Source organism: Candidatus Allofournierella merdipullorum, from assembly GCF_048426865.1.
Taxonomy (GTDB): Bacteria; Bacillota; Clostridia; order Oscillospirales; family Ruminococcaceae; genus Allofournierella_A; species Allofournierella_A merdipullorum.
The window spans coordinates 1-4,287 of the sequence record NZ_DBFNWJ010000027.1 but is presented as its reverse complement, the minus strand read 5'-3'; the positions used below and the strand labels follow the sequence as shown (position 1 = coordinate 4,287).

The following is a 4,287-nucleotide window of genomic DNA, read 5'->3' as shown; positions in this document are numbered from 1 at the left end:
CACAATATAATTGTTTATAATCAATTCTGAACACAGTTTTATTATGTTTTTGCGATGTTTTTGTGTGCGCAGATCCGCATTTTGTCGCGCTTTTGCAAGATTTTGTCTCAATTTGCGAAAAAAGAGCAAGAAAACCCACTGAAGTTTATGGAAAAATATGCCATATATGTATGTTGAAATGGTATCGTTGCCTGCGGGGAGCGGACGCGATGCTGTAAAAAATTAAGGAGGAGAAAAAATGAAACAGAAACTCGCAGCTCTTCTCACCGTGGCTGCCCTGGCTCTGTGCGCGCTGCCCATGGCAGTATCCGCTGAGGGCAATGTGGCCAAGATTGGTGACAAGGAATATGCCACCTTGCAGGAGGCGGTGGACGCCGTCACCGACAACACCCCCACCACCATCAAGCTGCTGGACAACGCCTCCGGCGGCGGCGTGATCGTCCCCAGCAACCGCAGCATCACCTTTGACCTGGGTGGTCACACCTATACCGTAAGCGAAAATACAGTCGGTTCGTCCGGCACCGAGACCACCGGCTTTCAGTTGCTGCGGGACTCGACGGTGGCTTTCCAGAACGGCAAGCTCACCAGCACCGCTTCGACCTGCCAGATGCTGATCCAAAATTACTGCAACCTGACCCTTTTGAACGTCGACCTGGATGGCACCGCTCTCACGGGTTCTCAGTATGTGCTCTCCAACAACTTCGGCAACACCCAGATCACCGGTAGCACCAGCATCAAAGCCCCCACCGGCGGCGTTGCTTTTGATGTTTACTATTGGCCCGGCGGCGGTTATCCCGGGGGTGTGCGTGTCACCGTGAACACCACCGGCACCATCACCGGCAAGATCGAGTACACCCGCGACACGACGACCAACGACCAGACCGCCGCGGAAAATAACGTGCTCACCATCGTGAACGTCAAACACGAGGGCACTTTCAATGTGCCGGTAAGCGGCGCGAACATCACCGTTTCCGGCGGCACCTTCTCCAATGTGGTTCCCGCCGATTTCCTGGCGGACGGTTTTGCCCCCACCCTGAACCCGAGCACCGGAAAATACGACGTGACCAAACTGCCCGTTGTGGCCACGGTGGGCGGCAAGGACTACTACTCTCTGGCCGAAGCGGCGACCGCGGCGGCCGCCACCACCGAGAAGACCCTGACCCTCAAGGCCGACGCCACCCTGGACAGTATGCTCACCATCAACACCCCGGGCATGGTCATCGACCTGGGCGGCTTCACCGTCAGCGCCTCTGACAAATTCCAGAAGGACGCCAACAACAATAATAACCATCTGGTGGACATCACCGCCGACAACGTCACCCTGAAAAACGGCACGTTGAAGGCCGGCGCCAACAACAACCACACCTTGAACGTCTGGAACGCCAAGGGCGTGCAGCTCAGCGGCCTGAAACTGGACAACGCCGCCTCCTACGGTGGCGCCCCGCTGATCGTGGGCGCCTCTGCGGTCACGGTGAATGACGGGCTGAACGTGGTCACCGGCGCCAATTCCTGGTACGGCATCAATGTGGACAGTCGCAACGTGGGCAGCGTGAGCAACCCGAACAAGGGCGCCAGCATCACCGTGGCTCCGAACGTCAGCCTGGTGTTCGAAGGCCAGAAATCCACCGGCATTTACATGGAAAACAGCGCCGGGATGAACGGCAACGACGTTAAGCTGGGTTTTGGCTCTGGCGTCACCTTTAACAGCTCCATCCCCAGCTTCGTTCCTGTAGTGGTCGCCACCGGCGATTCGGCCACAGTCACCGACCCCGGCAACGCCGGCCTGCAGGACAACGGCAACGGCACCTTCAGCCTGAAGCCCGCTCCCACCCCGAAGCCTGAGGAGCCCTGGACTCCGAGCCCCACTGCCACCCCGGCCCCCGCGCAGGTGCTGGACTCCACTCCCAAGACCGGGGCTGTGGGCCTGGCCGTGCTGCCCCTGGCGGGCCTGGCCTTCGCCGGCCTGGGCTTTGTGACCCGCAAGCGCGAAGAGTAATTCCCCCTTGGCTTAAAACGCAGGCCGCCTTTTGGCGGCCTGCGTTTTTTCATGCCCGGGCAAAATTTAGGGCATTTGCTCGATTTTCAGCAATTTTCGCCTTGATAAAGCAGTGAGATACTTTTATAATAAGTATTGTTAAAAAGTAGAATGGCCGAACAGGCCCGGTGCACCCGCTCCGCCGGCTGCGCTCCTTCTTTGCCTGTCGCCAAGATCCCTAAAGGAGATCGTTACATGAAGATCAAAGACTTCCTTCTCCGCCACCTGCCTCTGGTGTGTTTCGGTGTGGCGCTGCTTCTTTTCCTGGTATTCGGCGGCCTGATGGTGCGTCAGGCTCTGGGCGGCGGCCAGCCCGAACCGCCCTCCGTGCCCTCTTCTTCCGATGCCGCCCCTTCCTCCACGGTCGGCACCGAGCCCACCCCCGACCCCTGGGCCAAAAACGAGGACGGCATCCTGAATATCTACGCGCCCTACTACGAGCAGAACCAGGACATGATCGGCTGGCTGCGCATCGAGGGCACCGACATCGACTACCCCGTGGTCCGCACCCCCGGCAACAACGAGAAGTACCTGCGGCTGGGCTTTGACGGCGCTTACGCCACCGGCGGCACCCTGTTCCTGGACGAGAACTGCGACCCCGGCATCGACAAGGTCACGGCTAACCAGATGATCTACGGCCACGACATGAACGACGGCACCATGTTCGGCAAGCTGTACCTCTACGCCGACGAGGAGTACGGCAAGGAGCACTCCACCATCCGTTTCGACACCATCTACGAGACCGGTGAGTACGAGCTGATGGCCGCCTTCTACTCCCAGGTGTACTACACCACCGACACCTGCTTCAAGTACTACAAGTTCTTTGACGCGGCCAACGAGGAAGAGTTCAACGACTATGTCTCCAACGTGAAGGAGCTGGCCGAGTACGACACCGGCGTGACCGCCGAGTACGGCGACACCCTGCTCACCCTCTCCACCTGCTCCAAGCACGTGGAGAACGGCCGCTTCGTTGTGGTGGCCAAGAAGGTGAAATAAGGCGCTTCTTTGCACCCTTTGTTTCCCGCCCCGCCCGGGCCTTTCGGCCCCGGGCGGGGCTTTTTTTGTCATTTCCCCGGAATGGTTACAAGGGTATGACAAGCCGCAGGGCATTTATGCGTCAATTTGCACAAGAATTTTTTCTCCGCCGCTTGCATACTGATGAAAATGACCTTTTTCCCTTGCAAACAGCGGGTCCGGGCGCTATAATAAACTTGCTTGAAAACGTTTCCGGCAACGTTTTTGGAACAGTATTCCGCCGGGAAAGCGAGGGCGACGCCGTTTTGACCATCAAGGACATTGCCCGGGAAAGCGGCTACGCCATCAGCACCGTCTCCCGCGCGCTGAACGACCATCCGGACGTGAGCGAGGAAGCCAAGCGCCGCATCGCCGCCATCGTGGCGGCAAAGGGCTTTGTGCCCAACGCCAACGCCCGTCAGCTCAAGCGCCAGCAGGCCAAGAGCGTGGCCTTCATCGTGCGCGGCACCTCCAACCTGTTCTTTGCGGACATGCTGGTGGAACTGCAGCGGCTGGTGGGCGAAGCGGGCTACGAGGGCGTTGTGGAGTATGTGGGCGAGACCGCCGACGAGGTGGCCGCCGCCCAGCGGGTGTGCCGGGAGCTGAAACCCCGGGGCATCATCTTTCTGGGAGGCGACAGCCGCAACTTCCGCAAAGGGTTCGACAAGATCGACCTGCCCTGTGTGCTGGCCACCACCGTGAGCGACGAGCTTCGGTTCGAGAACCTCTCCATGGTGGGCGTGGACGACAAGGCCGCCGGCAGCGCCGCCATCGACTATCTGGTGGAGCGGGGCCACCGGGACATCCTGGTGCTGGGCACCGACCCCGAGCGCTCCAGCCCCGGCAAGATGCGCCTGGAGGGCGCGCGCCAGAGCTTTGAGGCCCACGGCATCCCCTTCGGCCCCGACCGGTTTTTGCAGGCGGAGTTCAGCATGGACGGCGGCTACACCGCCATGAAGACCTTTCTGGACAGCGGCAGCCGGGTGAGCGCGGTGTTCGCCATGAGTGACGTGACCGCCATCGGCGCGGCCCGTGCCATTCTGGACGCGGGGCTCACCGTTCCGGGAGACATCTCGGTGCTGGGCTTCGACGGCATCCCCATGGCCCGGTTCTACAACCCTCAGCTGGCCACCATGGTCCAGCCCGCCGCCCAGATCGCAAAGACCAGCGTCAAGCTGCTTTTGCGCTGCATCGAAAAGCGGCAGCCGGCGCAAACGGTGCTTTTGGAAGCCACCCCC

3 protein-coding genes are annotated in these 4,287 nt (G+C 60.2%); all 3 read left to right on the top strand.

Annotation, left to right across the window (positions count from 1 at the left end):
* Positions 1-238 precede the first annotated feature (238 nt).
* A complete protein-coding gene (locus ACMNAY_RS04715) occupies positions 239-1,996 on the top strand; it encodes a hypothetical protein (protein WP_418718572.1) in 1,758 nt (585 codons plus the stop codon).
* A 234-nt stretch (positions 1,997-2,230) separates the two neighbouring features.
* Positions 2,231-3,031 carry a class B sortase gene (locus tag ACMNAY_RS04710; RefSeq protein WP_418718571.1) on the top strand — a complete coding sequence of 267 codons (801 nt, stop codon included), beginning with the start codon at positions 2,231-2,233 and terminating at the stop codon, positions 3,029-3,031.
* Positions 3,032-3,246: 215 nt separating this feature from the next.
* A partial coding sequence (locus ACMNAY_RS04705) for a LacI family DNA-binding transcriptional regulator (protein WP_418718570.1) occupies positions 3,247-4,287 on the top strand: 1,041 nt, incomplete at its 3' end.

Coding starts and splice junctions, on each gene's coding strand:
- ACMNAY_RS04715 (WP_418718572.1), top strand. CDS start 239: ATGAAACAGAAACTCGCAGCTCTTCTCACCGTGGCTGCCCTGGCTCTG.
- ACMNAY_RS04710 (WP_418718571.1), top strand. CDS start 2,231: ATGAAGATCAAAGACTTCCTTCTCCGCCACCTGCCTCTGGTGTGTTTC.